Annotated in this window: 21 protein-coding genes; 17 read left to right on the top strand and 4 right to left on the bottom strand. The window is 73.5% G+C overall.

What is annotated here, in order from left to right; all coding sequences use genetic code 11:
- Positions 1 to 100: 100 nt before the first annotated feature.
- Positions 101 to 733, top strand: coding sequence for a TetR family transcriptional regulator (locus ACFYR0_RS01640; protein WP_389320518.1), 633 nt, complete (start codon positions 101 to 103; stop codon positions 731 to 733).
- Between the two features lie 85 nt (positions 734 to 818).
- On the opposite strand, the gene ACFYR0_RS01635 is transcribed toward ACFYR0_RS01640, so the two are convergent.
- The 3 genes from ACFYR0_RS01635 to ACFYR0_RS01625 form a co-directional block, all read right to left on the bottom strand.
- Positions 819 to 1,076: a hypothetical protein gene (locus ACFYR0_RS01635; protein ID WP_386385487.1), complete on the bottom strand. Its 258-nt coding sequence runs from the start codon at positions 1,074 to 1,076 to the stop codon at positions 819 to 821.
- A gap of 196 nt (positions 1,077 to 1,272) precedes the next feature.
- Positions 1,273 to 3,498, bottom strand: coding sequence for a 4-alpha-glucanotransferase (gene malQ, locus ACFYR0_RS01630; RefSeq protein WP_389320515.1), 2,226 nt, complete (start codon positions 3,496 to 3,498; stop codon positions 1,273 to 1,275).
- Entirely contained in the window at positions 3,499 to 3,699 is a 201-nt protein-coding gene (locus ACFYR0_RS01625) for a hypothetical protein (RefSeq protein WP_386385483.1), read from the bottom strand.
- A 335-nt stretch (positions 3,700 to 4,034) separates the two neighbouring features.
- Between ACFYR0_RS01625 and ACFYR0_RS01620 the strand changes: the two genes are divergently transcribed.
- Complete coding sequence (locus ACFYR0_RS01620; RefSeq protein ID WP_389320512.1) at positions 4,035 to 4,568, top strand: PadR family transcriptional regulator; 534 nt, start codon at positions 4,035 to 4,037, stop codon at positions 4,566 to 4,568.
- Between the two features lie 245 nt (positions 4,569 to 4,813).
- Here ACFYR0_RS01620 and ACFYR0_RS01615 read toward each other — a convergent pair whose 3' ends face one another.
- A complete protein-coding gene (locus ACFYR0_RS01615) occupies positions 4,814 to 5,350 on the bottom strand; it encodes an HNH endonuclease (protein WP_360213324.1) in 537 nt (178 codons plus the stop codon).
- Between the two features lie 322 nt (positions 5,351 to 5,672).
- Here ACFYR0_RS01615 and ACFYR0_RS01610 point away from each other — a divergent pair, with 322 nt between their 5' ends.
- The 15 genes from ACFYR0_RS01610 (at position 5,673) to ACFYR0_RS01540 (ending at position 25,074) form a co-directional block, all read left to right on the top strand.
- Positions 5,673 to 6,761 carry a mechanosensitive ion channel family protein gene (locus tag ACFYR0_RS01610; RefSeq protein ID WP_389320509.1) on the top strand — a complete coding sequence of 363 codons (1,089 nt, stop codon included), beginning with the start codon at positions 5,673 to 5,675 and terminating at the stop codon, positions 6,759 to 6,761.
- Between the two features lie 287 nt (positions 6,762 to 7,048).
- Positions 7,049 to 8,257, top strand: coding sequence for an ROK family protein (locus ACFYR0_RS01605; RefSeq protein ID WP_389320506.1), 1,209 nt, complete (start codon positions 7,049 to 7,051; stop codon positions 8,255 to 8,257).
- 75 nt (positions 8,258 to 8,332) lie between these two features.
- Entirely contained in the window at positions 8,333 to 9,670 is a 1,338-nt protein-coding gene (locus tag ACFYR0_RS01600; RefSeq protein WP_389320503.1) for an ABC transporter substrate-binding protein, read from the top strand.
- 3 nt (positions 9,671 to 9,673) lie between these two features.
- On the top strand, positions 9,674 to 10,618 hold the full coding sequence (locus ACFYR0_RS01595; protein WP_386385471.1) for a carbohydrate ABC transporter permease: 945 nt from the start codon (positions 9,674 to 9,676) through the stop codon (positions 10,616 to 10,618).
- Positions 10,615 to 11,505 carry a carbohydrate ABC transporter permease gene (locus tag ACFYR0_RS01590; RefSeq protein WP_389320499.1) on the top strand — a complete coding sequence of 297 codons (891 nt, stop codon included), beginning with the start codon at positions 10,615 to 10,617 and terminating at the stop codon, positions 11,503 to 11,505. The genes ACFYR0_RS01595 and ACFYR0_RS01590 overlap by 4 nt, the downstream gene beginning before the upstream one ends.
- Positions 11,506 to 11,509: 4 nt before the next feature.
- Complete coding sequence (locus tag ACFYR0_RS01585) at positions 11,510 to 12,775, top strand: 6-phospho-beta-glucosidase (RefSeq protein WP_389320496.1); 1,266 nt, start codon at positions 11,510 to 11,512, stop codon at positions 12,773 to 12,775.
- Positions 12,772 to 13,734 carry an N-acetylglucosamine kinase gene (locus ACFYR0_RS01580; protein WP_389321104.1) on the top strand — a complete coding sequence of 321 codons (963 nt, stop codon included), beginning with the start codon at positions 12,772 to 12,774 and terminating at the stop codon, positions 13,732 to 13,734. The genes ACFYR0_RS01585 and ACFYR0_RS01580 overlap by 4 nt, the downstream gene beginning before the upstream one ends.
- Positions 13,735 to 13,937: 203 nt before the next feature.
- Positions 13,938 to 15,392: a hypothetical protein gene (locus tag ACFYR0_RS01575; RefSeq protein ID WP_389320493.1), complete on the top strand. Its 1,455-nt coding sequence runs from the start codon at positions 13,938 to 13,940 to the stop codon at positions 15,390 to 15,392.
- 14 nt (positions 15,393 to 15,406) lie between these two features.
- On the top strand, positions 15,407 to 16,426 hold the full coding sequence (locus tag ACFYR0_RS01570) for a glutamate ABC transporter substrate-binding protein (RefSeq protein ID WP_389320490.1): 1,020 nt from the start codon (positions 15,407 to 15,409) through the stop codon (positions 16,424 to 16,426).
- 70 nt (positions 16,427 to 16,496) lie between these two features.
- Positions 16,497 to 17,816, top strand: coding sequence for a hypothetical protein (locus ACFYR0_RS01565; RefSeq protein WP_389320487.1), 1,320 nt, complete (start codon positions 16,497 to 16,499; stop codon positions 17,814 to 17,816).
- The gene (locus ACFYR0_RS01560) at positions 17,813 to 20,365 is read left to right on the top strand and encodes a tetratricopeptide repeat protein (RefSeq protein WP_389320484.1); all 2,553 of its coding nucleotides are present in this window, start codon (positions 17,813 to 17,815) and stop codon (positions 20,363 to 20,365) included. The genes ACFYR0_RS01565 and ACFYR0_RS01560 overlap by 4 nt, the downstream gene beginning before the upstream one ends.
- A gap of 3 nt (positions 20,366 to 20,368) precedes the next feature.
- Complete coding sequence (locus ACFYR0_RS01555; protein WP_389320481.1) at positions 20,369 to 21,826, top strand: protein phosphatase 2C domain-containing protein; 1,458 nt, start codon at positions 20,369 to 20,371, stop codon at positions 21,824 to 21,826.
- 144 nt (positions 21,827 to 21,970) lie between these two features.
- Positions 21,971 to 23,317: a VWA domain-containing protein gene (locus ACFYR0_RS01550; RefSeq protein ID WP_389320478.1), complete on the top strand. Its 1,347-nt coding sequence runs from the start codon at positions 21,971 to 21,973 to the stop codon at positions 23,315 to 23,317.
- Between the two features lie 48 nt (positions 23,318 to 23,365).
- Entirely contained in the window at positions 23,366 to 24,559 is a 1,194-nt protein-coding gene (locus tag ACFYR0_RS01545) for an FHA domain-containing protein (RefSeq protein WP_389320475.1), read from the top strand.
- Between the two features lie 110 nt (positions 24,560 to 24,669).
- On the top strand, positions 24,670 to 25,074 hold the full coding sequence (locus tag ACFYR0_RS01540; protein WP_386385452.1) for a globin: 405 nt from the start codon (positions 24,670 to 24,672) through the stop codon (positions 25,072 to 25,074).
- Positions 25,075 to 25,344: the final 270 nt, after the last annotated feature.

The raw sequence follows: 25,344 nt of genomic DNA, 5'->3' as shown, positions 1-25,344 counted from the left end.
CCGCCGACAGTCGCGGACCGCCCGACAACCCCGCCAACACCCGTCAACACCCGTAGGCCAACACTTGTAGACCCACACTCGTTGGCCTACGCTCGTTGACATGAACCACGGCACCGCACAGACACCCGACACCACCACGACCGGCAGCGGCAGCGGCGACGGCACCGACGACCCCGCCCCCGCCCGCCGCTCCGACGCCACCCGCGCCGCCATCCTCGAAGCCGCGCGCGAACGCTTCGCGACGGACGGGTACGAGCGGGCCACCATCCGCGCCATCGCCCGTGACGCACGGATCGACCCCTCGATGGTGATGCGCTACTACGGCAACAAGGAGGGCCTGTTCGCCGCGGTCGTCTCGGTCGATCTGCGGCTGCCCGACGTGGGCGCGCTGCCCCGGGAGGACGTCGGCCGGGCCCTGGTGACGCACTTCCTCGGCATGTGGGAGGAGAACGAGGTGCTCACCGCGCTGCTGCGGGTCGGTGCCACGAGCCAGGCGGGGGCGGAGCGGGTGCAGGGCGTGTTCCGCGACCAGTTGCTGCCCGTCGCACGCGCGGTGTGCCCGGACGCCGAGCAGGTGCCCGCCAGGGCCGCCCTCTGCGCCACGCAGTTGCTGGGGCTGGCCCTCACCCGGTACGTCCTGCGGCTGCCGCCGGCCGTGGCGCTGCGTCCGGAGGAGGTCGTGGCGTGGCTGGCGCCGACGGTTCAGCGGTATCTGACGGCCGCGCATCCCTGAACCGGGCCGGTGAAACGCCGAGGGCGCCGGTCCCTGCCGTGTACGGCGGGAGCGGCGCCCTCGGGGAAGAGCCGGGTTCGGGCCGTCAGGCGCCGGCCTTGGCCTTGGGCTTGGTCACCCGGTACGAGGACCGGTCGAGGACCATCACCAGACCGGCGGTGACGGCGAACAGGGCGATCGGGGCGAGCACGAACAGACCCAGCGTCTCGATGACGCTCAGGCCCGTGCCGGGGTCGTCACCGTCGTCGCGGGTCAGCGCGAGGGCGGGGGACGACATGAGCAGCATCATCAGCGTCGTACCGGCGGCCAGGGCGCCGACGCGCAGGGCGTTCTTCTTGTCCACGGTGCAAAAGTAGCGAACGCCGGTCGGGGCCGCGCGCCCGGGGGTCCGTTATGGCGATACCGCACGTCAGCGGGGTCGCTCACGGGCGCCGGCGGACCTGCCGTCCCGCCCCTCCCCGATCCCCGGCCCGCCCTGCCACCAGCGGCCGCGCGGCGGCGGCCCGACGCACGGCACCCCGGCACCCGCTGCCCGGCCCTCAGGGGCCGCCCTCCCGTGTCCCCTCCCGCAGCACCTCCGCCAGCGCCCGCAGCCTGGCGGACGACGTCAGCTCCTCCAGGGTGACGGGCCGGCCCTCGGCGTCGGCGACGGGCAGACGCCAGTTCGGGTACTCGTCCCAGGTGCCGGGGAGGTTCTGCGGGCGGCGGTCTCCGACCGCGTCCGGGAGCCAGGCCCCGACGAGGCGGGCGGGCGTACGCAGCAGAAAGCGATGGACGGCGAGGACCTCCGCCACTTCGGCCACCTCTGCCGCCTCGGCCACCTCGGCCCCGTCGGCCCCGTCGGCCCCAGCCTCGGCCCCGGCCGCTCCGGGCCCCGCGACCCCGTCGAAGGCCCCATCCACCCCCTCGGAGGCCCCAGCCACCTCCTCCGACTCCCCCGCCGTGAAGCCCGTCCCGTCCAGCAGTCCCAGCCGGTGGAGAAGGGCCAGCCATTCGGCTGTGTCGGCGGCGGCCGAGGCGCGTTCCTCGGCGAGCGGACGGGTCAGCAGGCCCAGCCGGTCGCGGAGTTCGACATGCTCGCCGGTGAGCCGGGCCGCGGTGGGCGGGAGGTCGTGGGTGGTGGCCGTGGCCAGACAGTCCGGGCGCCAGGCCGCGGGCGGCAGGGGCAGGCCGTCCCCGTCCCAGTCTCGTTCGAACCACAGCACCGACGTCCCCAGCACCCCGCGCTCGCGCAGCGCCTCGCGGACGCCGGGCTCGACCGTACCGAGGTCCTCCCCGATGACGATCGCGCCCGCCCGCGAGGCCTCCAGGACGAGCACGGCGAGCATGGCCTCGGCGTCGTGGCGGACGTAGGTGCCGTCGGTGGGCGGCAGGCCCTGCGGGACCCACCAGAGCCGGAACAGCCCCATGACATGGTCGATGCGCAGGGCTCCGGCGCTGCGGAACAGGGCCTGGAGCAGGGCCCGGTAGGGTGCGTAACCGGACTCGGCGAGCCGGTCGGGGCGCCAGGGCGGCAGGCCCCAGTCCTGGCCGCGGGCGTTGAAGGCGTCGGGCGGGGCGCCGACCGACATGCCGGTGGCGAAGTGGTCCCGCCCGGCCCAGGCGTCGGCGCCACCGGGGTGCACGCCGACGGCCAGGTCGTGGACGATGCCCACCGGCATCCCGGCCTCGCGGGCGGTGCGCTGCACGGCGACGAGCTGGCTGTCGGTGAGCCAGGCGAGCCAGGTGTGGAAGTCCACACGGTCCGTCAGTCCGGCCCTCGCGCGGGCGGTCTCGGCCGACCGGGGGTCCCGCAGCGGGTCGGGCCACTGCTCCACGTCGCCGCCGTACACCTCGGCGAGCGCGTTCCAGGTGGCGTGGTCCTGAAGGGCGCTGCCGTGGGCGGCGAGGAAGTCCTCGTAGGCCGCGCGGCGTCCGGGGCCGAGCGGTACGGCGCGGACGAGTTCCAGTGCCTCGCGCTTGAGTTCCCACACGGCGTCCCGGTCGATGAGGGCGCCCTTGTCGAGCACGGACTCCCGGAGCCGGGCGGCGCGTTCGAGGAGCCCGGCGACGCGCTCGCGGTCCTCGACGTGGGCGAACTCGGGGACGTTCTCCACGCGCAGATGCACGGGGTCGGGGAAGCGGCGGGAGGAGGGGCGGTAGGGCGAGGGGTCCGTGGGCGTGCCGGGCACCGCGGCGTGCAGTGGGTTGACCTGGACGAACCCGGCGCCGAGCACCCGACCGGCCCAGGCGGCCAGTTCGCCGAGGTCCCCGAGGTCGCCCATGCCCCAGGAGCGGTGGGAGAGCAGGGAGTAGAGCTGGACGAGGAAGCCGTACGACCGCCCGGTCGGGGCGGGCAGCCGGGCGGGGGCCACGACGAGGTGGGCCTCGGCGGTGCGTCCGCCGGGTGCGGTCGCGGTCAGCCGGTGCACTCCGGGCGGCAGGCCCTCGACGGTGGTGCGGGTCGCACCCTGCTCGGTCTCGACGTGCAGCCGGGTCCCCGCGGGCAGTGCGCCCAGCGCGGCCGGCTCGGTCCCCTGCCAGGCCACGACGGTCGGCGGCAGAAGCCGTGCGCCGAGTTCCCGTTCTCGGGCGGCGAGGGCGGCGCGGATCGTCTCGGGCGTGCTCGCGTCGACGCCGAGGGCGGCCAGGACGCGGGTGACGGCGACGGGCGAGGCCGTGACGGTGCGGTCGGGGGCGGGGCGGTAGGACGTGGCGACGCCGTGCAGTTCGGCGAGGCGGGCCAGGTCCGCGGTCGGGGGCCGGTCCGGGCGGGGTGCGGTCATCTACGGCCTCGTCGTGTCGGCGTCCGGGGCGGCGAGCGGCGGCTCGCTGGTGAGGGGTTCGGCGTACGGCAGCGGGGGTTCGCTGGTCAGCGGGGTCTGGGCGTAGGCGCTCTCGGCGGAGCACACGCGCACGCACTCGGCGGTGGGCTCCGCCGGGCGTTTGGAGGGGGCGGGGATCAGCGGGCGGGTCGAGGCGGCCATGAGGGCTCCTTCGTCGGTGGCGGGACGGCCGGACGGCTGGCACGGGACAACACAGCCCTACCCAGTGGGCACGGCGGCAGACGTATCGGAAGACGAATACCGCGTGTCGCCACAATCTCCGTCGACTCCGCACCCGGTCACGCAAGATTCTCCGGCGAGCCGCCGGGCTCCCATGCGACCGCCCGCCGGCCACGCGAGCCGCCTCCAGCGGCGGCCCACCCGCGCCCGCCCGCCAGGTGAGTCACCGGCCCTCCGGCAGCGGGCCCGTCCGCCGCGCGAAGATTCCCGGCGCCGACTATTCGCTCAGCACATGTACTCAGTACATAATGATCGCCATGAGCACCCGCCACATCCTGCTCGGGCTGCTCGCCACGGGTCCCAGCCACGGCTACGACCTCAAGCGACGGCACGACGAACGCTTCCCGCAGGCCCGTCCGCTCGCCTACGGGCAGGTCTACACGACCCTTCAGCGCCTGGTCCGGGACGGACTCGCCGAGGTCGACGGCACCGGCTCCGAGGGCGGACCGGAACGCACCCTGTACCGGGCCACCGAGGACGGCGCCCGCGAACTGACGCGCTGGGCGGCCGAGGTCACCCCGCCCGCGCCCTTCGTGGCCAACGAGATCTTCGCGAAGGTCGTCGTGTCGATCCTGACGTCCGGCGACCCCGAGGCGTATCTGCGCGACCAGCGCGCCGCGCACATCGGCCGTATGCGCGAGCTCACGGCGGTGAAGACCGCCCCCGGCGCGGATCTGTCGACGGTCCTGTCGGCGGACTACGCCCTGACCCATCTCGACGCCGACCTGCGCTGGATGACGACGACCGGCGCCCGGCTCGCCCCCCTCGCCGCGGAGGTGGACACGGTATGACCACCGACACGAGTCCGGACCCGCCGCTCACGGCGTCCGGCCTGGTCAAGACGCACGGCCGGACATGGCCCTGCGCGGCGCCTCGGTCCGGCTCGCGGCCGGGGAGGAGCCGCGGCCCGGCGAGATGAGCGGCGGCCAGGCGCAGCGGGCCGCCCTGCCCGCCCCGCGCAGGCCGGATCACCCGTGGGACCGGGGTGGACGGGGGTCTCCCCGGTCCCCTACGGGGAATGCGAAGGCCCGGATCGTCAGGCTGAGATGCCGTCGATCCGGGCCAGGGCGTCGTCCGCGCCGTACGGCTGGAGGTACGGCAGCCAGCGCGGGTCCCTATGGCCGGTGCCGATGATGCGCCAGGCCAGTCCGGTGGGCGGGGCGGGTTTGTGGCGCAGCCGCCAGCCGATCTCACCGAGGTGACGGTCGGCCTTCACGTGGTTGCAGCGGCGGCAGGACGCCACCACGTTGTCCCAGACGTGCTTGCCCCCGCGGCTGCGCGGGATGACGTGGTCGACGCTGGTTGCGACGCCACCGCAGTACATGCACCGGCCCCCGTCGCGCGCGAACAGCGCCCGGCGGGTAAGAGGAACGGGCCCCCGATAGGGAACCCGGACGAATCGCTTGAGCCGGACCACGCTGGGTGCGGGGACTGTGACGGTCGCGCTGTGCAGAAAGGCGCCGGACTCCTCAAGGCATACGGCCTTGTTCTCCAGGACGAGGACGAGCGCGCGGCGGAGCGGTACGACGCCGAGGGGCTCGTACGACGCGTTGAGGACCAGGACATGCGGCACGGATGCCTCCTTGTACGCCGGCGGCGCGTGGCTCGCGCCGGGACGATCTGCAGTCAGTCTCCCCTCATGCCTGGTGAACGCGCCACCATGTCCCGGTAACGGGCTGGGAGTGTTTTCGACCACATCTCATTCATCCCCGGGATGACGAAGCCGTGATCCCCCCTGTTCATCCCCGGGTTCGTGTCCTTTCTCCCTCTGACACCGCAACGATCCACACACGATGCCCCGATAGTGTGGTGAACCCGCCCTCCGGTGACCCTTTCGTGACCTTGGAATACTTGACCGCCGGCCGGAGGGCGGACCGCACCTGGAGGTACCCGACGTGACGTCCCTGTCCGCCCTGCTCGCCGCCGCGAGCCCGTCCCCGTCGCCGTCGGAGACCGCGCCCGCGGTGCCGTCGATCCAGGACGCCCAGGAGAGCGCGACCCAGGCCGCGAGCTGGGTCGAGCAGAACTGGTCGACCTGGCTGGCGATCGGGCTGCGCGTCCTGCTGATCCTGGTGGTCGCGGCGGTCCTCAGGGTGTTCGTGCGGCGGGCGATCACCAAGCTGATCGACCGGATGAGCCGCACCGCGCAGTCGGTGGACGGGACCGCGATAGGCGGACTGCTGGTCAACGTGGAGCGCCGTCGGCAGCGTTCGCAGGCGATCGGCTCGGTGCTGCGGTCGGTGGCGAGCTTCCTGATCCTCGGCACGGCCGCGCTGATGATCCTGTCGACCTTCGCCATCAACCTGGCCCCGCTGCTGGCCTCGGCGGGTGTCGCGGGTGTGGCGATCGGTTTCGGCGCGCGGAACCTGGTGACCGACTTCCTCTCCGGCGTCTTCATGATCCTCGAGGACCAGTACGGCGTGGGCGACCAGATCGACGCGGGGGTCGCCTCCGGCGAGGTCATCGAGGTGGGCCTGCGGGTGACGAAGCTGCGCGGCGACAACGGCGAGATCTGGTACGTCCGCAACGGCGAGGTCAAGCGGGTCGGCAACCTCTCCCAGGGCTGGGCGACGGCCGGCGTCGACGTCACGGTCCGGCCGAACGAGGACCTGGACCGGGTGAAGACGGTGCTCACCGAGGCCGCCGACCGGATGAGCAAGGAGGAGCCCTGGAACGAGCTGCTGTGGGGCCCGGTGGAGGTCCTCGGCCTCGACAGCGTGCTGCTCGAGTCCATGGTGGTGCGGGTCTCCGCCAAGACGATGCCCGGCAAGGCCCTGAAGATCGAGCGCGAGCTGCGCTGGCGGATCAAGCAGGCCCTGGACGCCGAGGGCATCCGTATCGTCGGCGGTCTGCCGGCCCAGCCCGCGGCCGCGTCGGAGGACGACCCGACGGCCGGCATGGCGGCCCCGTCCGTCTACGCCAACAGCTCGTCCCCGCAGTCGGCGGCGGCGTCCCCGCTGACGCCCCCGAGCACCACGAAGTAGACGCGACCGGAGCGGAACGGTTCAGCACACTCGTTCGAGTGAAGAGACGGGGCATCGGACGCCGACCCGGCGTCGGGTGCCCCGTCGTCACACCGGGGCACCCGACGCGGGCTTAGCCTGGCAGCAGCGTGGCGAGGAGAACGAGCGATGAGCATGCCGCTCCCCTATTGACGCCCCCTTCACGCCCGGCATACGGTCCCAGCATTGATAGGAAACCTTCCTAACAGTGACCCTCCGCGGCAGTGCGCCGCGTGAGAGGCCGGGCGCCCGAAAGGCAGGTGTCGACCATGGCGGGTACAGCCGGTACGCCGGGTACTCCGCGCGTACTGCGTGCCATGAACGACCGGGCCGCCCTGGATCTGCTGCTGGAGCACGGGCCCCTCACCCGGACCCGGATCGGCAAGCTGACCGGGCTGTCGAAGCCGACCGCCTCGCAGCTGCTGGCCCGGCTGGAGGCCGCAGGCCTGGTGCGGGTGACCGGCACCAGCGAGGGCCGCCCGGGCCCCAGCGCCCAGCTGTACGCCGTGAACCCGGCCGCCGCCCACGCCGCCGGGCTGGACGTCACCCCCGAACGCATCCGCGCCGCCGTCGCCGACATCACCGGCCGTACGGTCGGCGAGTTCGAACTGGCCACCCCCCGCCGCTCCGCCCAGGGCGCCGCCCAGCAGGTCACCGCCGCGCTGGACGGGGCCGTGAAGGCGGCCGGGCTGACCCGCGACGACGTCCACCGGCTGGTCGTCGGCACCCCCGGCGCCTTCGACCCCTCCACCGGACGGCTGCGCTACGCCTCCCACCTGCCCGGCTGGCACTCCCCCACGCTGCTCGACGAGATCGCCGCGGCACTGCCGATGCCGCTGGAGTACGAGAACGACGTCAACCTCGCCGCCGTCGCCGAGCAGCGCGGCGGCGCGGCCCGCGGCCACGGCGACTTCGTGCTGCTGTGGAACCAGGAGGGCCTCGGTGCCGCCCTGGTGATCGGCGGCCGGCTGCACCGCGGCTGGACCGGCGGCGCCGGCGAGGTCGGCTTCCTGCCGGTGCCGGGCACCCCTCTGGTCCGCCAGGTCACCAAGGCCAACAGCGGTGGCTACCAGGAGCTGGCCGGTTCCCAGGCGGTTCCGCGGCTCGCCCGCGAGCTCGGCGTCGAGGACGTCCCCGCCGGGCCGCACGCCGACGCCGCCGCGGAGCTTCTCGCCCGCGCGGCCGATCACCCGGGCGGCCCCTACCGACGGCTGCTGGAGACGTACGCGACCCGGCTCGCGACCGGTCTCGCCTCGCTGGTCTCCGTCCTCGACCCCGAGCTCGTCGTCCTCAGCGGCTCCTGTCTGACCGCGGGCGGCGAGGTGCTGCGCGGCCTGGTCCAGACGGAGCTGGCCGAACTGGCCGCCGCCCGGCCCCGGCTGGTCGTCGGCGACGTGACCGAACACCCGGTTCTGCGCGGCGCGCTGGAGAGCGCGCTCGCGACCACCCGCGACGAGGTCTTCGACACCTCTCGCTGACCCCTCGGCCACCCTTTCCGACCGCTTCCCTCCCCCGCACCCTCCCCGCCCCGACCGCCCTTTGGGAGCCTCGCCATGCCCGGAATACCCAGAAGAGTCGCGCTCGCGATGGCCGCGTCCGCGTCCCTCGTCCTTCTCGCCACCGCCTGTACCGGTTCCCCGGACACGGGAGCCTCCGACGACCCCGCGCAGGAGACCACCCTCAACTTCTGGCACGCCTGGAGCGCGCCGTCCGAGGTGAAGGCCGTCAACGACCTGGTGGCCGGCTTCGAGAAGGCGCACCCGAACATCCACGTCAAGGTCACCGGCAACATGACCGACGACAAGATCAACCAGGCGCTGCGGGCGGGGGGTTCCAAGGCGCCCGACGTCATCTCGTCGTTCACCACGAACAACGTGGGCAGGTTCTGCTCCTCGGGCGCGCTGGTCGACCTCGACCCGTTCTTCGAGAAGTCGGACATCGACCCGGCGGCGACGTTCCCGAAGGCCATGAACGAGTACACCCAGTTCGAGGGCAACCGCTGCGCGGTCCCGCTGCTCGGCGACGCCTACGGCCTCTACTACAACAGGACGGCGTTCGAGAAGGCCGGCATCACCGCGCCGCCGAAGACCTGGACCGAGTTCGCGCGGGTCGCCAAGAAGCTGACGATCCCCCGGGGCGGCTCGTACAAGCAGCTCGGCTTCATGCCGAACTACCACGGCTGGGAGACCACCACCGAGCACTACTTCGGGCAGTTCTCCCCCACCTACTTCACCGCCGACGGCAAGTCCAACCTGGCCGGCGACCCCGCCTTCGAGGCCGGGTTCACCATGCAGAAGAAGCTGGTCGACGACCTCGGCGGCTTCGCGAAACTGGAGAAGTACCGCACCGGCCTCGGCGACGAGTGGGGCCCCAAGCACCCCTTCCACACCGGCCAGGTCGCCATGCAGCTCGACGGCGAGTGGCGCCTCGCCATGGCCCTGGACGCGAAGCCCGGCTTCGAGATCGGGGTGGCCCCGCTGCCCGTCCCGGACGACCAGGCCGACCAGTACGGCAAGGGCTACCTCAGCGGCACCATCGCCGGCATCGCCGCCACCAGCCGGAAGCAGAACGCGGCCTGGGAGCTGGTGAAGTACATGACCACCGACACCGACGCGGTGGTGGACTTCTCCAACAACATCCACAACGTGCCCTCCACGCTGGAGGCGCTGAAGTCCCCGAAGCTGAAGTACGACCCGCGCTTCAAGACCTTCCTGGACATCGCCGCGCACCCCGATTCCAGCACCACACCCGCCTCCGTCAACGGCGGTGTGTACCTGGTGACCGTCCAGCAGCTCGGCTACGACTACGAGAGCGGCAGGGTCACCGATCTGAAGGCCGGTCTGAGGAAGGCCGCCGAGCAGATCGACACGGACATCGCGCAGGCGAAGTAAGGGATGAGCACGTACACCCCGGGGGCGAGGCGCCGCCGCGCGGCGCTGCGCACCGCCGCGTTCATGTCGCCCTGGATCATCGGGTTCTCGGTGTTCTTCGCCTACCCGATGATCTCCACGGTCTACTTCTCCTTCATGCGCTACGACGGCTTCCGGCCGCCGGTGTGGAGCGGCACCAAGAACTGGGTCTACGTCTTCGAGCACTACCCGCTGTTCTGGCCCGCCCTGCGCAACACCCTGTGGCTGGTGCTGGTCATGGTGGCTCTGCGGGTCGTGTTCGGGCTGGGCGTCGGCCTGCTGATCACGAGGATCAAGACCGGCACAGGGGTCTTCCGCACCCTGTTCTACCTGCCCTACCTCGCCCCGCCGGTCGCGGCCACGATGGCCTTCGCCTTCCTGCTCAACCCCGGCACCGGGCCGGTCAACTCGGTCCTGGAGGGCATCGGCCTCCCGGCTCCCGGCTGGTTCGGCGACCCCGACTGGTCCAAACCCGCCCTGACCCTGCTGGCGCTGTGGGGCGTCGGCGACCTGATGGTCATCTTCATGGCCGCCCTGCTCGACGTACCGAAGGAGCAGTACGAGGCCGCGGAGCTGGACGGGGCCTCCGCCTGGCAGCGGTTCCGGTTCGTGACGCTGCCGAACATCTCCCCGATCGTGATGTTCGCGGTGGTCACGGGCGTGATCCAGACGATGCAGTACTACACGCAGCCGCTGGTGGCCGGGAAGGTCGCCTCCGGTGTGATCCAGGGCGCGGGCACCCAGTTCGAGCCCGGCTTCCCCGACAAGTCCACCCTCACCCTCCCCCAGCTCGTCTACAACCTCGGCTTCCAGCGCTTCGACTACGGCTCGGCGTGTGTGGTGGCCCTGGTGCTGTTCGCGCTGTCGATGGCGTTCACCGCGCTGCTGATGCGCCGCCGGGGCGGTCTGATCCAGGCAGGTGACCGATGACCCAGGTCCTCGAGAAGACCGTCGGCCCGGCACCCGTCGCGGCGGACGGACGCGTCGCGCGCCGCCGGGCCGCGCTGGAATGGGTGGCGGTGCACTCCCTCGGGGTGGCGGTCGCGCTGTTCTTCACGCTGCCGTTCGTGTTCGTGCTGCTGACCTCGCTGATGAGCGACAGCCAGGCGCTCAGCCGCGACCTCGTCCCGGACACCTGGGAGTGGGCCAACTACCGGAAGGTCCTCGACACCCCCGGCTTCCTGACCTGGTGGCGCAACACCCTGCTGTACGCCGGCCTCGGCACGGTCCTCACCGTCGCCTCGTCCCTCCCGGTGGCCTACGCGCTCGCCAAGTTCCGCTTCCGGGGCCGGAGTCTGTCGCTGATGCTGGTCATCGCGATGATGATGCTGCCCCCGCAGGTCGTGGTGATCCCGATGTACCTGTTCTGGGCGAAGCAGCTCGATCTGTCGGGCACGTTGTGGCCGCTGCTGATCCCGATGGCGTTCGGCGACGCGTTCTCGATCTTCCTGCTGCGGCAGTTCCTGCTGACCATCCCCGACGAGTACCTGGACGCCGCCCGGGTGGACGGCTGCGGCGAACTGCGCACGCTGGTACGGGTGGTGCTGCCGATGGCGAAGCCGGGCATCGCGGCCGTGGCGCTGTTCCAGTTCTTCTACGCCTGGAACGACTACTTCGGGCCGCAGATCTACGCCTCCGAGAACCCCGGCGCCTGGACGCTGTCCTACGGCCTGGAGTCCTTCAAGGGGGCGCACCACACCGACTGGAATCTCACCATGGCCGCCACCGTCCTGGTCATGGCCCCCGTGATCCTCGTGTTCTTCTTCGCCCAGAAGGCGTTCGTCGAGGGTGTCACGCTCACCGGAGTGAAGGGTTAGACACGTGAAACTCACCGTGGTCGGCGGCGGTTCGACCTACACACCCGAACTGATCGACGGCTTCGCCCGTCTGCGCGACACCCTGCCCGTCGAGGAACTGGTGCTGGTCGACCCCGACACCGAACGCCTCGCGCTGGTCGGCGGGCTGGCCGCGCGGATCCTCGCCCGGCAGGGCCACCCCGGCCGGATCGTCACCACCTCCGACCTGGACGCGGGCGTGGACGGCGCGGACGCCGTGCTGCTGCAGCTGCGCGTCGGCGGACAGGCCGCCCGCGAGCGGGACGAGACCTGGCCGCTGGAGTGCGGCTGCGTCGGCCAGGAGACCACTGGCGCGGGCGGCCTCGCCAAGGCGCTGCGCACCGTGCCGGTCGTCCTGGACATCGCCGAGCGGGTTCGCCGCGCCAACCCGGGCGCGTGGATCATCGACTTCACCAACCCGGTCGGCATCGTCACCCGCGCGCTCCTGCAGGCGGGCCACAAGGCGGTCGGGCTGTGCAACGTGGCGATCGGCCTCCAGCGCAAGTTCGCCGCGCTGCTGGAGACCGACCCGGGTGAGATCCACCTCGACCACGTCGGCCTCAACCACCTCACCTGGGAGACCGGGGTGCGCCTCGGCGGGCCCGAGGGCGAGGACGTGCTGCCCCGGCTGCTGGCCGAGCACGGCGGGACCGTCGCCGCCGACCTGCGGCTGCCGCGCCCGCTGCTGGAGCGGCTCGGCGTCGTCCCGTCGTACTACCTGCGCTACTACTACGCGCACGACGAGGTCGTGGAGGAACTGCGCACCAAGCCCTCGCGGGCCGCGGAGGTCGCCGAGATGGAACGGCGGTTGCTGACGATGTACGGCGACCCGCAGCTGGACACCAAGCCGGAGCTGCTGGCGCAGCGGGGCGGCGCCTTCTACTCGGAGGCCGCCGTGGACCTCGCGGCCTCCCTGCTGGGCGGGGGAGGCAGCCCCTACCAGGTGGTCAACACGCTCAACCGGGGCACGCTGCCGTTCCTGCCGGACGACGCGGTGATCGAGGTGCAGGCGGCCGTCGGACCCAAGGGCGCGGCACCGCTGCCGGTCGCCCCCGTGGACCCGCTGTACGCGGGCCTGATGGCGAACGTGACGGCGTACGAGGACCTCGCGCTGACGGCGGCCCTGCGCGGCGGCCGCGAGCGGGTGTTCCGGGCGCTGCTCGCGCATCCGCTGGTCGGCCAGTACGCGTACGCCGAGCGGCTCACCGACTCGCTGCTCGCGCACAACCGGGAGCACCTCGCGTGGGCATGAGAGCGGCCGTGCTCGCCGTCGACGCGGGCAACAGCAAGACCGATGTCGCCGTCGTGACCGCCGCGGGGGAGGTGCTCGCCACCGCACGCGGCGGCGGCTTCCGGCCGCCCGTGGTGGGGGTGCGGGCGGCGGTGGACGAGGTCGCCGGGGCGGTGGCGCGGGCCTTCGCCGAGGCCGGTGTGGACCGGGTGGAGCATGTCTCCGCGTGCCTGGCGAACGCCGACTTCCCCGTGGAGGAGCGCGATCTGGCGGAGGCGCTGCGGGCGCGCGACTGGGGCGCGTCCGTCGAGGTGCGCAACGACACCTTCGCGATCCTGCGCGCCGGGGTGGCGGAGCCGCGCGGGGTGGCGGTGGTGTGCGGGGCGGGCATCAACTGCGTCGGGATGCGCCCCGACGGGCGTACCGCGCGCTTCCCGGCGATCGGCAGAATGTCCGGCGACTGGGGCGGCGGCTGGGGCCTCGCGGAGGAGGCCCTGTACCACGCGGCGCGCGCGGAGGACGGGCGCGGCGGCCCGACCGAACTGGCGTTCACGCTGCCCGCGCACTTCGGGCTGGACAGCATGTACGCGCTGATCGAGGCGCTGCATCTGGAGCACATCGCACAGGCCCGTCGGCACGAGCTGGCACCGGTGCTGTTCGCGACCGCCGCCGCCGGCGACCCGGTCGCCCGCTCGCTGGTCGACCGGCTCGCCGAGGAGGTCGTCGCGATGGCCGCGGTGGCGCTGACCCGGCTGGAACTCCTCGACGAGGAGACGCCCGTGGTCCTCGGCGGCAGCGTCCTGGCCGCCCGGCACGCCCTGCTGGACGACCGGGTGCGCGAACTGCTCGCCGCCCGCGCCCCCAAGGCGGTCGCGCACCTCGTCACGGCACGCCCGGTCCTCGGCGCGGCACTGCTGGGCCTGGACCGCACCGGAGTGACCGCCGAGGCGCAGGTGAGACTGCGGACGCACTTCGGCTGAACCCCCGGCGCCACGCCCCGCGAACGCCGCGTACGGCACTCCCGCATCGAGGGAACCGAACCGGCTCGCGGGGCGTATTCATGAGCAAGGGGTGGTGCGGGATCGGAGCCGTGCTGCGATCCGATCAAGATCCAGCAAGGCCGGTGCGAATGCCGGTCCCGGCAGCGATACTTGCGGCGACGGATGACCAGGGGGAGGTCACGGTGACACACCCGCCGAAGAGCAGCGCGGCGCCACCGGTGCGCCCCGGCACGGTCACGGCCGCCGTCGTGCCGCCGCAGGCGGGGCATGGCGGCGGTGGCGCGGCCCCGGCCCCGGCGGTCCCCGGTCCGGCGCGGCGGACCGCGTTCGCCGAGGGTGTCGACCGGGTGCGGGCCGCCGCCACGACCGAGCCGGGCCGGCTGCGCGTCATCGGCGCGGTGCTGGCCGCCCTGGTCGTCGCGTTCGGCGCCGTCACCGCCGTGCAGACCAGCGACCGCGCGGCCGCCGCCGACGCCGTGCTGCACGAGAGCCAGCCGCTCAGCTCCGCCGCCGCCGACATCTACCGCTCGCTCGCCGACGCCAACACCGCGGCCTCCAGCGGCTTCCTGGCGGGCGGCCAGGAGACCGGGGCCTCCCGCGAGCGCTACGAGAAGGACATCCGCACCGCCGCGGCCGGCCTGGTCCAGGCCGCCGAGAACTCCGAGCCCGACTCCCCCGCGGCCGCGACGATCGCCGAACTGAACCAGCTGCTGCCCGAGTACAAGGGCCTGATCGAGCGCGCCCGCGCCAACAACCGGCTGGGCTACCCGCTGGGCGGCGCCTATCTGCGGTACGCGAACGACACCATGCAGACGAAGATGCTCCCGGCGGCCGAGAAGCTGTACGTCTCGCAGAACGCGCGGCTGCGCGCCGACTACGCGGACGCCACCCCCTACCCGTGGATCGCGATAGCCGTCGGCGTGGCCGCGCTCGGCGCCCTCGGCTGGGCCCAGCGCCGCAACTACCGGCGCACCCACCGCGTCCTCAACCACGGCCTGGTCGCCGGCACGGCCGCCACCACGTGCGTGCTGCTGTGGCTGGTGATCGGCCACAGCGTGGCGCGCGCGGACCTGAACGACTCCTACGACCACGGCGTGCGCTCGCTGAACGTCCTCAACGACGCCCGGATCGCCTCCCTCAAGGCCCGCGGCAACGAGAACCTGACGCTGGTCAACCGTGGCGCCGAGACCGTCGAGGTCGAACCGGGCCGGTTCCAGGACAAGTTCGACGTCGCCTTCAAGGACTCCATGAAGGACCTCGCCGCCGGTCTGGCCGCGGCCGGGGACCTCGCCGACGACGCGGCGGGCCGGGAGCCCGTCGAGTCGGCGGGCGGCAACATGAAGGTGTGGCAGGAGCGCCACAAGGAGGCCCGGGACGCCGACGACTCGGGCGACTACCAGACCGCGCTGGACCGGATCATCGGCGCCAAGGCCGACAAGCCGACCGGGGAGTGCTTCGACTCGGTCGACCACAACCTGGACGTGGCCCTGAAGCACGAGCAGGGCGAGTTCCGGCAGGCCGCGGGAGACGGCCTCGGTGCCATGACGGGGCTGACGGTCGGCGCGGCCGTGCTCGCCGTGCTGGGCGCGGCCGGCGCGCTCCTGGGCATCGGGCGCAGGCTGTCGGAGTACCGGTGAGAGGGGGCGTGACGATGCGGGCACGACGGTTGCGGGCCGGCCTGAGGGGCTGGGGCGGTGTGGGCGCGATGGCGGTCGTGTGCGCCCTCGCGGCGCTGTTCGCGCTGCTGCTGCCGCTCACCCAGGGCGACGGCGACGGCAGCACCGGCGTCGGCGGACCGGGCCTGGCCGACGGCACCCGGGTGCGGGCCGAGGAGTGTGAGGACCCCCAGGACCTGAGCCTCGCCCCGTCGGCCGCCGAGGGCGCGTCCGTCGCGGCGATACGCAAGCGCGGCTATCTCTCGGTCGGCGTCGACCAGAACAGCTACCGCTGGGGCTACCGCAACCCCAACAGCACGGAGAAGGACGTGCAGTTGGAGGGCTTCGACATCGACCTGGCCCGCCGTATAGCCGACGACCTGCTCGGCTCCCCCGACAAGATCCGCTTCAAGGCGATCCCCACCAACCAGCGCGTCCCGGCGATCCAGAGCGGCCGCGTCGACATGGTGGTGCGCACGATGACCATCACCTGCTCCCGGCTGGAGCAGGTGGCGTTCTCCGCCCCCTACTTCCTCACCGGCCAGCAGGTCCTCGCCCCGGTCAGCTCCACCGTCGAGGGGTACGACGACACGCTCGCGGGCACGCGCGTCTGCTCGGCGGCCGGCTCCACGGCGTACGACAAGCTGGACGCGGACCGCAGGTCGGGCGAGCTGGACGCCTCCGCCGACATCTCCACCACCGTGCCCAACCAGCTGGACTGCCTGGTGCGGCTCCAGCTCGGCCTGGTGGACGCGGTGGTGACCGACGGCGCGCTCGCCGCCAGCCAGGCCGCGCAGGACCCGACGGTGGAGCTCAAGGGCGAACGGTTCACGACCGAGTACTACGGCGTGGCGATGAACCGCAAGGCCACCGATCTGGTCCGCCGGGTCAACCGGATACTGGAGCGGTACCGCGTCGACCCGGACGGCTGGCGGGCCTCCTACGACAAGTGGCTCGGGCCCACCCTGGGCGCGGACTCCGAATCGGCGACCCCGCCCGTGCCGAAGTACAAGTGAGCTGCGGCGGGCCGACCTAGAGGGACGGCGGACGACAACACGGAAGCACGACAGCGACGAGAGGTGATCGATGGGCGCGGGACCCACCGGGCCGGTGCTGGACCGGGACGATGTGGACCGTGCGCTGGCGCGGCTCGGCGCGGAGCACGAGGCGATCGAGACCTCGCTCCTCGCCCTCCAGGACCACGCGGGCCGCAGACTCCTCGAAGGCGCGGAGCTCACCGGCACGACCAAGGAGCGCTGGCAGGCCACGGAGGCCTCGATAACCCTGCTGTGGGCGTACTTCGACGCCTACAGCGGCACGCTGCGCTCCGCGCGTGAGATCCGCTCGCGCCGCCGCTGGTCCAGCCGGGAGGACCTCGCGGAGCTCACCGAGCTGCTGCGCGGCGAGTCCGTCACCGTCGCGGGCTCCGCCGTGGCCGCGCCCGGCGCCGAGAACGCCGGACGGCTGAGCCACAGCTTCACCCTGGCCGCGCTGGTGGAGCGGATGAACGAGCTGTACGCGCGGTCCCTGGACATGGTCGTGACCGCCGACGCGGTGTGGTCGGCGCTGCCCGCCCGGATCGATTTACTGGCCGCGGAGCTCCAGCGCACCCGGCAGCTCGCGCACTCCGTGGGGGTGCGCCCCGGCGAGCACCCGTCCGGCGACGACCTGGAGCGCATCACACGGACGCTCACCGAACTGCGCGAGCAGGTGGTGTCGGATCCGCTGGCCCACTGGGTGCCGGCCGAGGGCAGTTCGGCGCCCGGCGGCGGCCGCCCGGACACGACGGTGTACGACCGTGAGGCACGTGCCCTGGAGGAGGTGCGCCGGGAGATCGACGCGGTGCTCACCGTCCGCCAGGACGCCGAGCAGCGGCTGATCCGGCTGCGGGACGTGCTCTCGCGCGCCGACCGCACGCTCGCCGAGGCGCGCACCGCGCGCGGCGAGGTCCTCGCGAAGATCGCGGCGACCGAGGTGCCGGTGGTCAGCGGCCCGCCGACCGTGCTCCAGGAGCAGCTCGCCGCGGCCGCCGAGTACCGCCGCCAGGCCCAGTGGCACCGGCTGTCGCCGCTGCTGGAGTCGCTGGAGGAGAAGGCGGAGGACGAACTGCTGCGCGCCCGCGAGTCGTTGACGGCGGTCACCGCGCCGCTGGCGGTGCGCGCGGAGCTGCGCGGCCGGCTGGACGCGTACAAGGCGAAGGTGGCCCGGCACGGCATGGCGGAGGACCCGGAGCTGATCGAGCGCTACGACGCGGCACGGCGGATGCTGTGGAGCGCCCCGTGCGATCTGCGCGTCGCCGAACAGGCGGTGCTGCGCTACCAGCACGCGGCCGCCGAACTGCTGGGCGGCGGACCGAGGGTGCCCGGGCAGGGCGGGCCCGAGGACCGCAGAGGGGGGTTGTCATGAGTCAGGCGCAGCGCACCTGCCAGCGGCCGGGGTGCGACGGGACGTACGAGGACGTGGGCGGCGGGGAGCTGTACTGCGACACCTGCGGGCTGGCGCCGGTGGTGTCGGGGCGCGGCCGGGCGGGCTCGGTGCCGACCGGGCAGACCGGCGGCGGCAGGGACTCGGCGGGCAGCGGGGGCGCCCGCTCCGGCAGCCGGGGCAGTTCGCGTACGTCCTCGCAGTCGTCGAAGTCCCGGCGTTCGGTGTCGGGGCGGCTGTCGCGCTCGCTGTCGGGCGTGTCCACGGGCCGTTCGGTGTCCGTGCGCAGCTCCGGGTCGGCCTCGGGCTCCTCGACCCGGGGGCGGCTGGGCGCGGGCCTCGTGCAGGTGCCGCCGATCCCGCGGCCCGACCCGCGCGAGATGGTGCTGGACAACCCCGAGGTGCCCGAGCGCAAGAGGTTCTGCTCGCGTTCGGACTGCGGGGCGCCGGTCGGCCGGTCCCGCGGCGACCGGCCGGGCCGCACGGAGGGCTTCTGCACCAAGTGCGGCCACCCGTACTCCTTCGTGCCGAAGCTGAAGGCCAAGGACGTGGTGCACGGCCAGTACGAGGTCGCGGGCTGTCTGGCGCACGGCGGCCTCGGCTGGATCTACCTGGCGGTGGACCGGGCGGTCTCCGACCGCTGGGTGGTGCTCAAGGGCCTGCTGGACACGGGCGACCAGGACGCGATGGAGGCGGCGATCTCCGAGCGGCGGTTCCTCGCGGAGATCGAGCACGCCAACATCGTGCGGATCTACAACTTCGTCGAGCACCTCGACCAGCGCACCGGCTCCCTGGACGGCTACATCGTCATGGAGTACGTGGGCGGCAAGGCGCTCAAGGAGATCGCCAACTCTCGGCGCACACCGGACGGCAGGCGCGACCCGCTGCCGGTGGAGCAGGCCTGCGCCTACGGCATCGAGGCGCTGGAGGCGCTCGGCCATCTGCACAGCCGCAATCTGCTGTACTGCGACTTCAAGGTCGACAACGCCATCCAGACCGAGGACCAGCTCAAGCTGATCGACATGGGCGCGGTGCGCCGTATGGACGACGAGGAGTCCGCGATCTACGGCACGGTCGGCTACCAGGCTCCGGAGGTGGCCGACGTCGGCCCGTCGGTGGCCAGCGACCTGTACACCGTGGGCCGCACCCTCGCCGTGCTCACCTTCGACTTCCAGGGCTACACCGGTGTCTACGCCGACTCGCTGCCCGACCCGGACACCATCGAGGTGTTCCGGCAGTACGAGTCGTTCTACCGGCTGCTGGTCCGCGCCACCGACCCGGACCCGGCGCGCCGCTTCGCCTCCGCGCAGGAGATGAGCGAGCAGCTGACCGGTGTGCTGCGCGAGGTCGTCTCGCTCCAGACGGGCCGCGCCCGTCCGGCGCTCTCGACGCTGTTCGGGCCGGAACTGCGCGTCACGGACACCGAGTTGGTGCCGGGGCTGACGGGCGAGGTGTCACGGCTCGGGGCGCGGGACGTCCGCGGCCGGCGGGCGGCGCCGGACCGGGCCGCCGCACCCGCGCCCGCGTTCACCCCCGCCGGCGGGGCGCCCGGCGCCACCCTCGGCTCGCCCGCCCTGCCCACCGGGCTGGTCAAGCCGGTCGACAGTCCGGCCGCCGCGCTGGCGCTGCCCGTGCCCCGGGTCGATCCCGCCGACCCCAACGCCGGTTTCCTGGCGGGTCTGCTGGCGACGGCGCCCGCGGAACTGCTGGGGGCGCTGGCGGGCGCTCCGGCCCCGTCGGTCGAGACCCGGCTGCGGCAGATCCGCGCCCTGCTGGAGAACGGCGACGCGGCGGCCGCGCTGAACGCCCTCGCCGGGCTGGAGGCCGAACGGCCCGACGACTGGCGGGTGGTGTGGTACCGCGGCGTGGCCGCGCTGGTGACCGGCGACCTGGAGGGCGCGGCCCCGGCCTTCGACGCGCTGTACGACGCCTTCCCCGGGGAGACCGCCCCGAAGCTGGCGCTCGGCCTGTGCGCGGAGCTGCTGGGGCAGGCGGACAACGCCGCCGAGTACTACCGGCTGGTGTGGACGACCGACCCGGGCCATGTGAGCGCGGCGTTCGGGCTGGCCCGGGTGCAGCTCGCGACGGGTGACCGCAGAGCGGCCGTGGCCACGCTGGAGTCGGTGCCGGAGTCGTCCATCCACTACACGGCGGCCCGGGTCGCGGCCGTGCGCGCGCGGCTGCGCCAGCGGACGGTGACGGCCTCCGACACGCCGTCGCTGGACGATCTGACGGCCGCCGCGGGGCAGGTCGAGGCGCTGGACGCCTACGGTCTGGACCCGACGCGGCGGGAGCAGTTGTCCGCCGAAGTCCTCGGCCGCGCCCTGGACTGGATACTCTCCGGTGGCCAGGGTTCCGCCCCGCACGCCGCCGGGGGCCGGACGCTGCTGGGCAGTGAACTGGACGAGCGGGGCCTCAGGTTCGGCCTCGAACGCTCGTACCGCGCGCTGGCCCGGCTGGCGCGGGGCGGCGAGGAGAGGATCGACCTGGTGGAACGTGCCAACCGTTACCGCCCCCGGACGTGGGTGTAATTGATGTCGCAGATGTCCCAGCAGGCCTCGTTGTCGAGGTGTCCGAGCTGCGCGGAGCCGCTGGAGTCGGGTGACCGTTTCTGCGGCGCGTGCGGTTACGACCTGTCCGCCGTGCCCGGGCGGCCGGAGGACCACCCGACGCTGACCATGAACGGTGCGCCGGCCGCGCCGGCCGCCGCACCGGGCTGGCCGTCGGCCGCCGTCCCGGACTCCTCCGACACGCCACCGGGGGTGCATGTGCCCGCCGACATCCAGGGCACCGACTCGGGAGGCGGTCCGCTGCACCCGGCACCGCAGCCGGAGAGTCCCGTCGTACCGGCGCCGCAGGGCCCTGTCGCGGCGGGTCCGCGGAGTCCCGCCGGTCCTGTCGTACCGGCGCCGCACGTCCCGGAGGGTGCCTCGCAGGTGCCCGCCGAGGCGCCTGCGGCCCCGGCGGCCGCGGCGCCCGCCGAGGGGGTGCGGTTCGACCACCGGGCCGAGCCCGACGAGTACCCCCTCCAGGCCCCCGACCCCCGGGTGGCCGAGCCGGGCACTCCCGGCGGCGAGCCCACGCTGTGCGTGGCGTGCCGGGCCGGCCGGGTCGACGGGGACGGGTACTGCGAGAACTGCGGGCACGCGCAGCCGCGCGAGCGCGACCACATGGAGCAGGAGTGCGGTCCGCTCGCCGCGGTGAGCGACCGCGGTCTGCGCCACCACCGCAACGAGGACGCCTTCGCGGTCGCCGCCACCGCGCTGCCCGACGGCTCCCCGGCCGTGCTGGCGATCGTCTGCGACGGCGTCTCCTCGGCCACCCGCCCCGACGAGGCCTCGGCGGCCGCCTCGCAGGCGGCGAGCAAGGCCCTGCTGGCGGCGCTGCCGCGCGGCACGCACCCGCAGACCGCGATGCACGAGGCGATCCTGGCGGCCTCCCGCGCGGTCAACTCCCTCGCCGACGAGCCCGAGCCCGGCCACAAGCACGCCCCGCACCAGAACGCCCCGGCCTGCACCCTGGTCGGCTCCGTGGTGACGGCCGGTCTGCTGGTCGTCGGCTGGGTCGGCGACAGCCGCGCCTACTGGGTGCCGCTGGACCGCTCCGCGCCCGCGGCCCGGCTCACCGAGGACGACTCCTGGGCCGCGCAGATGGTCGCGGCGGGCCTGATGAACGAGGCCGAGGCGTACGCCGACGAGCGCGCCCACGCGATCACCGGGTGGCTCGGCGCCGACGCCTACGAACTGGAGCCGCACACCGCCTCGTTCAAGCCGGACCGGCCCGGCGTGGTCATCGTGTGCACCGACGGCCTGTGGAACTACGCCGAGGCGGCCGAGGAGATGGCCGCCGCAGTCCCGCTCGACGCCGCCGTACGCCCGCTGCACAGTGCCCGGGTCCTGGTCGGCCACGCCCTGGACGGCGGGGGCCACGACAACGTAACAGTGGCCGTCGTGCCGTTCCCGGCACCGCCCCAGGGGGCAGGATCGGCCTGAGGCCGGCACACGGCCGGACACACGACAGCGCACACGGCCGCACACGGCCGGACACATCGGGGAAGCGAGGCGGGCCGGAGGGGACCGGTCCGCCCACAGTCATCGCCCCGCCGCGGCGGGGTCGTCGAGGGGGATGTGACAGGCATGGCCATTTTCTCGAAACCGAACGTGCCGCAGTTCTCGGTGGACGTGTACCAGAACGAGTACCTGCCGCAGGGCGGCCGTGAGGTCAACGCGATCGTCACCGTCACCGCCACCGGCGGCGGCACCATCGGCAGCGCGGTCACCGCGCCGCACGTCTACACGCCCGGCCAGGGCCCGTCGGCGGCGGTGGCGGTGATGGTCGACTGCTCGGGCTCGATGGACTACCCGCCGGCCAAGATGCGCAACGCCCGCGACGCCACGGCCGCCGCGGTCGACACCCTGCGCGACGGCGTGCACTTCGCGGTGATCGGCGGCACGCACGTCGCCAAGGAGGTGTACCCGGGCGGCGGGCGGCTCGCGGTCGCCGACGCCGGCACCCGCGCCGAGGCCAAGGAGGCGCTGCGCCGGCTGAGCGCGGGCGGCGGCACCGCGATCGGCACCTGGCTCCGGCTCGCCGACCGTCTGCTGTCCTCGGCGGACGTCGCCATCCGGCACGGCATCCTGCTCACCGACGGCCGCAACGAACACGAGTCACCCGAGGATCTGCGCGCCGCGCTGGACGACTGCGCCGGCCGGTTCACCTGTGACGCGCGGGGCGTGGGCACCGACTGGGAAGTGAAAGAAGTCACAGGGATCGCCTCGGCGCTGCTCGGCACCGCCGACATCGTCGCCGACCCGGCCGCGCTCGCCGCCGACTTCACGGGGATGATGGAGACGGCGATGGGCAAGGAGGTCGCCGACGTGGCCCTGCGGTTGTGGACGCCGGTCGGCACGACGATCCGGTTCGTCAAGCAGGTCGCGCCCACCGTCGAGGAGTTGACGGGCCGGCGCACCGAGGCGGGGCCGCGCGCGGGCGACTATCCCACCGGTTCCTGGGGCGACGAGTCCCGTGACTACCACGTCTGTGTCGAGGTCCCGGCCGCGAACGTCGGCCAGGAGATGCTGGCCGCCCGGGTCTCGCTGGTGATCCCGGAGCCCGACGGCAGTGTCCGCAACCTCGGCGCGCAGGGCCTGGTGCGGGCCGTGTGGACCGACGACATGGCCGCCTCCACGTCGATCAACCCTCAGGTCGCCCACTACACCGGCCAGGCCGAACTGGCACAGGTCATCCAGCAGGGCCTGGACGCACGCAAAGCGGGCGATATGGACGGAGCAACGGCCAAACTGGGCCGTGCCGTTCAGCTCGCGAGCGCCTCCGGAAACGCCGATACTGCGAAACTGCTTGCGAAGGTGGTGGACGTGGTCGACGCGGCGGCGGGTACTGTGCGACTGAAGGCGAAGGTCGCGGAGGCCGACGAGATGACTCTCGAGACCCGGTCCACCAAGACCGTTCGTGTCAAGAAGTGACGCAGTACGACCGCTGCAGGACTGTGAAGGAAAGGGGGACGCGCCGACATGCCGACCTGCCCGAACGGACACCAGTCGGGTTCCGACGACTGGTGCGAGGTGTGCGGTCACCGCATGGCCGGTGCCGTACCTCCGCCGCCGCCCCCGCCGCCCCCGGCGCCCGGCGGCTACGGCTTCCCGTCACCGCCCCCCGCGCCCGGCGGCCCGGGTGCCCCGCATCTGTCCGGTGTACCGGACCGGCAGCCGGAGCTGTGCCCGCAGTGCCGTACGCCCCGTGAGGGCGGCGCGCCGTTCTGCGAGGAGTGCCGGTGGAACTTCCTGACCAACACGGCGACCTCGTACACCCCGGCCGCCCCGCGTCCGCCGGCCGGCGGGCAGGGCGCGCCGTACCAGCGGCCGCCCGCGGGGCCGTCGTTCGGCGGCACGGACTCCTTCGACTACCGCGACTCGCGGCCGTCGCAGATGAACCGCCCCGCCGAGCCGATCCCGCCCTACGGCGCCGATCCGTCCCGCCCGGTCCCGCCCCCGCCGGGGCCGACCCCGGGCATGCCCGGCATGGGTCCCGGCGGCCCGGGTGTGCCCGGCGCCCCGCAGGCGTTCCAGCAGCCGGCCCCGCCCCCGCCCGCCCCCGGGTTCCCGCAGGGCCCGGCGACCGGCGGTGACGACGACTGGGTGCTCTCGCCGCCGTCGGCCGGCGCTCCGGGCGGTCCCGGCGGCCACGGTGGTCCGGGCATGCCCGGACCCGGTGGCCACGGCGCTCCCGGCATGCCCGGCGGCTACGGCTACCCGCAGCCCGGCGGCCCCGGACAGGGCGCCCCGCCCGCACCTCCGCGCCCGGCGACCTGGACGGCGACGATCGGCCCGGACCGCGAGTACTTCATGGCGATGATGCACCGCTCAGGTCCCGAGGCCGCGGGGCTGAACCTGCCCGCGTACTCGCCGGAGCAGCAGCGCACGCTGACCGGCAACCAGGTCACCATCGGCCGCCGCCGTCACTCCACCGGCGAGACCCCCGACATCGACCTGTCGGTACCGCCGGAGGACCCGGGCGTCTCGCACCAGCACGCGGTGCTGGTCCAGCAGCCCGACGGCAACTGGGCGATCGTCGACCAGAACTCCACCAACGGCACGACGGTCAACGGCTCGGAGGAGCCGATCCAGCCGTTCGTCCCGATCCCGCTCCAGGACGGCGACCGGGTCCACGTGGGGGCGTGGACGACGATCACCGTCCGCCGGGGCTGACCGGAGTTCCGCCGGAGGGGCCCGTGTCGCGGGTCCCTCCGGAGGGAGCCGTGCCCCGGGCCGGTCCTAGGCCTTGAGTCCTCCGTCCCCCTGTCTGAGAGCATGGGGGCGTGAGAGAGATTCGGCGCGGCACGCTTCAGGAGCAGACCTTCTACGAGCAGGTCGGCGGGGAGGAGACCTTCCGCCGCCTGGTGCACCGGTTCTACGAGGGGGTCGCCGAGGACCCGCTCCTGCGGCCGATGTACCCCGAGGAGGACCTGGGCCCGGCCGAGGAGCGCCTGGCGCTGTTCCTCATGCAGTACTGGGGCGGGCCGACCACGTACAGCGAGAACCGCGGCCACCCCCGGCTGCGGATGCGCCACGCCCCCTTCACCGTGGACCGCGCGGCGCACGACGCCTGGCTGAGGCACATGCGCGTGGCCGTGGACGAGCTCGGCCTCTCCGAGGAGCACGAGCACACGCTCTGGAACTACCTGGAGTACGCGGCCGCCTCGATGGTCAACACCGCCGACTGACCCCCGCCGGCCGGGCGCTCCCCGGCCGACGTCCCGGCGCTCGCCCGTCCCGCCGCGCGGCTGCGGGGCGCGGTCGGCCGTCTGTCCCCCGCCCGTGCGGGCCGAACCACGGTCTCCGCGGTGCTGCCGCTGCTGGCGCTGTCGACCGCGCCGACCACGGCCGCGTTCGGCTGCTCGGTCCTGGCCGGCGTGGCCGATGCCCGGGACGAGGCCGCCCTGCTCTCCGTCGGCGCCGGCGCCCGCGTCGAGTCGGTCGAGCCCCTTCCGGAC

The organism is Streptomyces sp. NPDC005017 (assembly GCF_042873115.1).
In the GTDB taxonomy this organism is placed as follows: domain Bacteria; phylum Actinomycetota; class Actinomycetes; order Streptomycetales; family Streptomycetaceae; genus Streptomyces.
The sequence above is the reverse complement of the archived record's forward strand: the minus strand, read 5'-3'. Positions and strand labels throughout refer to the sequence as shown.

Excerpts from the sequence above, each read along its gene's own strand:
- ACFYR0_RS01640 (WP_389320518.1), top strand. The coding sequence starts at position 101 with ATGAACCACGGCACCGCACAGACACCCGACACCACCACGACCGGCAGC.
- malQ (WP_389320515.1), bottom strand. The coding sequence starts at position 3,498 with ATGACCGCACCCCGCCCGGACCGGCCCCCGACCGCGGACCTGGCCCGC.
- ACFYR0_RS01625 (WP_386385483.1), bottom strand. The coding sequence starts at position 3,699 with ATGGCCGCCTCGACCCGCCCGCTGATCCCCGCCCCCTCCAAACGCCCG.
- ACFYR0_RS01620 (WP_389320512.1), top strand. The coding sequence starts at position 4,035 with ATGAGCACCCGCCACATCCTGCTCGGGCTGCTCGCCACGGGTCCCAGC.
- ACFYR0_RS01605 (WP_389320506.1), top strand. The coding sequence starts at position 7,049 with ATGGCGGGTACAGCCGGTACGCCGGGTACTCCGCGCGTACTGCGTGCC.
- ACFYR0_RS01600 (WP_389320503.1), top strand. The coding sequence starts at position 8,333 with ATGCCCGGAATACCCAGAAGAGTCGCGCTCGCGATGGCCGCGTCCGCG.
- ACFYR0_RS01595 (WP_386385471.1), top strand. The coding sequence starts at position 9,674 with ATGAGCACGTACACCCCGGGGGCGAGGCGCCGCCGCGCGGCGCTGCGC.
- ACFYR0_RS01590 (WP_389320499.1), top strand. The coding sequence starts at position 10,615 with ATGACCCAGGTCCTCGAGAAGACCGTCGGCCCGGCACCCGTCGCGGCG.
- ACFYR0_RS01580 (WP_389321104.1), top strand. The coding sequence starts at position 12,772 with ATGAGAGCGGCCGTGCTCGCCGTCGACGCGGGCAACAGCAAGACCGAT.
- ACFYR0_RS01570 (WP_389320490.1), top strand. The coding sequence starts at position 15,407 with ATGCGGGCACGACGGTTGCGGGCCGGCCTGAGGGGCTGGGGCGGTGTG.
- ACFYR0_RS01565 (WP_389320487.1), top strand. The coding sequence starts at position 16,497 with ATGGGCGCGGGACCCACCGGGCCGGTGCTGGACCGGGACGATGTGGAC.
- ACFYR0_RS01560 (WP_389320484.1), top strand. The coding sequence starts at position 17,813 with ATGAGTCAGGCGCAGCGCACCTGCCAGCGGCCGGGGTGCGACGGGACG.
- ACFYR0_RS01555 (WP_389320481.1), top strand. The coding sequence starts at position 20,369 with ATGTCGCAGATGTCCCAGCAGGCCTCGTTGTCGAGGTGTCCGAGCTGC.
- ACFYR0_RS01550 (WP_389320478.1), top strand. The coding sequence starts at position 21,971 with ATGGCCATTTTCTCGAAACCGAACGTGCCGCAGTTCTCGGTGGACGTG.
- ACFYR0_RS01545 (WP_389320475.1), top strand. The coding sequence starts at position 23,366 with ATGCCGACCTGCCCGAACGGACACCAGTCGGGTTCCGACGACTGGTGC.